A 3,815-nucleotide genomic window follows, 5' to 3' on the forward strand; every position below is an offset into this window, starting at 1 on the left:
GGAAGCGTAGAATGGTTCATGGCGGGTGGGTTCTCCCAGAAATGAGGCGGATCGGATTCAACAACCAAATCCTAAGTCATCTCAGGCACTTGAGCTACACCCGCCAACCCTCCATGAATTTTCCGGGCTAATTGGGAAGCCCTGTCTGCTCAATTTGGGGGCTGCAACAGCGATAAGCCGAGAGGTCTGGCTCCTAGTGTCCTCAAGCCCCGACAGAAATAAGGGAATTTTCAACTGTAGCCTGTGCCTCTATGCGTATAAGGCGAGTGTCTCGAACCCAAGGGCTCACAATGGGTGAGGGACTCGAGACCAGAAGCGCCCCAGTCGAGGGTGCTTCCCCCGGCTAAGGCGCTGTGGTGTATAATTCAAATTTTTAGGCGATAAACCAATCTGAAGGCTGGCGTGGTAGGCTGAAGTTTGCAGCCACCTGTCCGGCCTGGAAATCCCAGACCACGAGTTGTCCCGTGGAGTGCTGCCAAAGCAGATCGTCAGACCCGTCGCCCGTATAGTCGTTGGCCTGGAATATCTCCCAATCCAAGCCTACGCGCCCCAGACCGCGCTCCGAAGCAATCACCCCAGCATCAAGATCCCAGAGAACAACATCGCCGCCAAGAAGGTTGCGCCACAGGAGGTCAGCCGACCCGTCTCCCGAGAAATCTCCTGTTGCAACTACTTCCCACTGCAATGGTATGATGCCCAAGCTCACAAAGCCCTGGTTAATCCCTCCTTGAATATTCCAGTAGCCGACTTCACCTGTAATTGTGCTTCGCCACAGAATATCGTCAGTCCCGTTACCAGTGAAATCGCCAGTGTTGGTGATGGTCCACCTAGGATCCACTGCGCCAAGGGAATACTGGCCAGCAACGATACCGGAACTCATGTTCCAAACGACAACATCACCTGTGTTGACGTTGCGCCAGAGAAGATCATCTTCGCCGTCACCAGAGAAGTCAGACGCACCTTCATACGAAATGATCAACCAGTTGAAGTCTACTGCTCCTAGGCTTACGGTGCTGATGGGTTTACCCTTGTACATGTCCCAGTAAACGACTTCTCCTGTGGTCGCACTTCGCCACAGGATGTCATCGTAACCAGCACCAAGATCCCCGTTGACGTAGTTTCCTGTGTCAATCGTAAGCCAAGCTTGGTCTACGAACCCAATGGTATTCACACTTGGTACGTTTCCTTGAAAGAGATCGTAGTAAGTGACCTCATCTGTCACTTCGCTGCGGAATAGTATGTCGCTGCTTCCATCTTCGGTGAAGTCCTGCCGAGCCATCGCATCCTCCCTGGATCAGGACACCCCCCATGATCAACACAGTAGAGTAGAGCTGCAGAGGGGCAAGTTATCCCGAATAGGTGGTCAATTAGACAGAATTCAGTAATAGCTGCGGTGTTAGCTTGACATTATTGGTGTGACTAACATGTTGATCCAGGTCGCCATGGTCAAGCTGAAGCTTTGCTTGGGGCTGTGTTATTTCGGACTAGGTGAATACTTGCAATGTGAGTGCTTCCGGTTCGGGTGTATATTCGCAAATCAAAATGGGAGGATGTCTATGAACAGGCTTCTCGTTGCGCTGAGTGCTTTTGCGGCCGGTGCTCTTCTGGTGTCCAACGAGGCTACTGCCCAGCGTGGATTCGGTTTCCGAGGTGGGGGCGGAGCGATTATGCGTCCTCCAGTTGGCGGTGGATTCGGTGGAGTAGGGGGATTCCGTGGCGGAATCGCCGGTGTCCCCGGTGGAATCGGAGGTTTTCGCGGCGGGGCAGTCGGTATTCGACCCGGCTTCGGCGGCTTCCCAGGAGGTGCCGCTGGTATCCGTCCTGGCTTCGGCTATCGGCCCGCTGCAATCTACCGTCCTGGAATTGGTCGCTACGGCGTGTATAGCCCTTATTATCGCAACTACTACGGACGCCGGTATCCCTATTATGGCGGGGCCGTAGCTGCAGGCGTGATCGGGGGCTTGGCGTTAGGTGCCTTGAGCTCCCCTTACTACTATGGCTATCCCTACGGTTACGACTACCCATATTATGGTGTGAGCGCGTCCTACGCTGATGAGTGTTACTGGGAACGCCGTCGAGTCGTTGGTCCTCGCGGGCGCATTATCATCCGCCGCGTTCAAGTTTGCTATTACTGAGCAAGATAGCTCGACTACAAGATGAGGCAGCCGAGCAACCCTCTTGGTGTCTGGTCTGAACGAGCAAGAGGGCTGCCACGGGGCGTTCAGCCGATGTGTACAGTTTTCCGGTGCGCTGTCGATGCCTAAGAAGCTCCTCAGGTAGCCAGACTAACCACCCGCTCGACTGGGAGGGCAAACTTCCGGTTCATCAGCGGCGCATTTATGAGGCAAGTCAAACAAAGAAAGAATGGCTAAGTTCAGATAGATCGAAACATCCGGAATTGAGGTGGCTCGGTTTGGTTGAACAGCGTTTTCGGTTCGCTAAGTGGAGCGTCTGCCGGGGTTACGCTGCCGCGAGTTGCGGCAGCGGATTAAAGTAAGCCTGATCGGGTGTCTTGCGGTCAAGGGATGAATGAGGCCTCTGGCCATTGTAAAAGGCCAGATATCGACCAATCGAAGTTCGGGCCTCGGATACGCTGTCATAGGCTTTCAGATACACCTCCTCGTATTTGATGCTGCGCCAGAGCCGCTCGACAAAGACGTTGTCGCGCCAGGCGCCCTTGCCGTCCATGCTGATCGCGATCTCGTGCTTGAGCAGCACACTGGTGAAGTCGTGGCTGGTGAACTGACTGCCTTGATCCGTGTTGAAGATCTCGGGCCGCCCATACCGGGCCAGCGCCTCCTCCACCGCCTCGATGCAAAACGCCGCCTCCAGGGTGATGGACAGCCGCCAGGCCAGAACCCGCCGGCTGAACCAGTCCACCACCGCCGCGAGATAGACGAAGCCTCGCGCCATCGGGATGTAGGTGATGTCCATGGCCCAGACCTGATTAGAGCGCGTCACCGGCAGCTTGCGCAACAGGTAGGGATAGACCGTGTGCCCTGGCGCCGGCTTGGAGGTGTTGGGCTTGCGGTAGAGCGCTTCGATGCCCATGCGCTTCATCAGCGTGGAAACATGCAGGCGCCCGACCGTGAAGCCCTCCGCGACCAGCAGGTCGCGCAGCATCCGGCTGCCCGCAAAGGGATACTCCAGATGCAGTTCATCCATCCGCCGCATCAGGGCCAGATCAGATGCTGAGACCGGCCGAGGCGCATAATAGACGCTACCCCGGCTGATCCCGAGCGCCTCAGCCTGCCGGGCGAGTGGCAGGGCATGGCAGCGGTCGATCATCGCTTTGCGCTCGGCCACACTCCGGCTTTGCCGAGCGCGCTTTCCAAAAAATCGTTGACCAGCGTCAGCTCGCCGATCTTGGCGTGCAGGGTCTTCACATCCAGCGGCGGGGTGCCCGTTCCGGCCTTGGGCTCGGGCCCGAACACGCCGGCGGCTCCGTCGCGCAACTGCGCCTTCCACTGGGTGATCTGGTTCGGGTGCACGTCGAACTGTTGCGCCAACTCGGTCAGGGTCTTCTCACCCTTCACGGCGGCCAGGGCCACCTTCGCTTTGAAAGCCGGAGAGAGGTTCCGGCGGGGTCGCTTGCTCATGGTCTCTCCTGTCTGGCAGCCATTCTGGCTACGATCAGGCAGAAACTCCACTTATCCCGCTGTTCAAATCCTCCGAACCAGCCTCTTAGTACTACTGTGTCATAAACTTTGTGTGGCAGCAGGGACATCGTGGGAGCCTTCGCACGAGAGTGCAGATGAGTTCAGCCCGGATGGTGGCGATCGACTGGGCGACGTGGCGTTCGGGGCGGATGGGTG

Annotated in this window: 3 protein-coding genes; 1 reads left to right on the forward strand and 2 read right to left on the reverse strand. The window is 57.0% G+C overall.

What is annotated here, in order from left to right; genetic code table 11:
* Nucleotides 1-373 precede the first annotated feature (373 nt).
* Nucleotides 374-1,279: a hypothetical protein gene (locus tag FS320_RS39775; protein WP_152717938.1), complete on the reverse strand. Its 906-nt coding sequence runs from the start codon at nt 1,277-1,279 to the stop codon at nt 374-376.
* Nucleotides 1,280-1,667: 388 nt separating this feature from the next.
* On the opposite strand from FS320_RS39775, the gene FS320_RS39780 reads away from it, so the two are divergent.
* Complete coding sequence (locus tag FS320_RS39780) at nt 1,668-2,135, forward strand: hypothetical protein (RefSeq protein ID WP_152717940.1); 468 nt, start codon at nt 1,668-1,670, stop codon at nt 2,133-2,135.
* Between the two features lie 325 nt (nt 2,136-2,460).
* Here the strand turns inward: FS320_RS39780 and FS320_RS39785 are convergent.
* Nucleotides 2,461-3,599, reverse strand: a protein-coding gene (locus tag FS320_RS39785) for an IS3 family transposase (protein ID WP_152717942.1) whose coding sequence is annotated in 2 segments (ribosomal slippage) — nt 2,461-3,332 and nt 3,332-3,599 — 1,140 coding nt in all. Because the reading frame shifts where the segments join, the coding sequence is not laid out codon by codon here.
* Between the last annotated feature and the right edge of the window lie 216 nt (nt 3,600-3,815).

It is taken from the genome of Microvirga tunisiensis (genome assembly GCF_009296175.1).
In the GTDB taxonomy this organism is placed as follows: Bacteria; Pseudomonadota; Alphaproteobacteria; order Rhizobiales; family Beijerinckiaceae; genus Microvirga; species Microvirga tunisiensis.

Excerpts from the sequence above, each read along its gene's own strand:
- FS320_RS39780 (WP_152717940.1), top strand. The coding sequence starts at position 1,668 with ATGCGTCCTCCAGTTGGCGGTGGATTCGGTGGAGTAGGGGGATTCCGT.
- FS320_RS39775 (WP_152717938.1), bottom strand. The coding sequence starts at position 1,279 with ATGGCTCGGCAGGACTTCACCGAAGATGGAAGCAGCGACATACTATTC.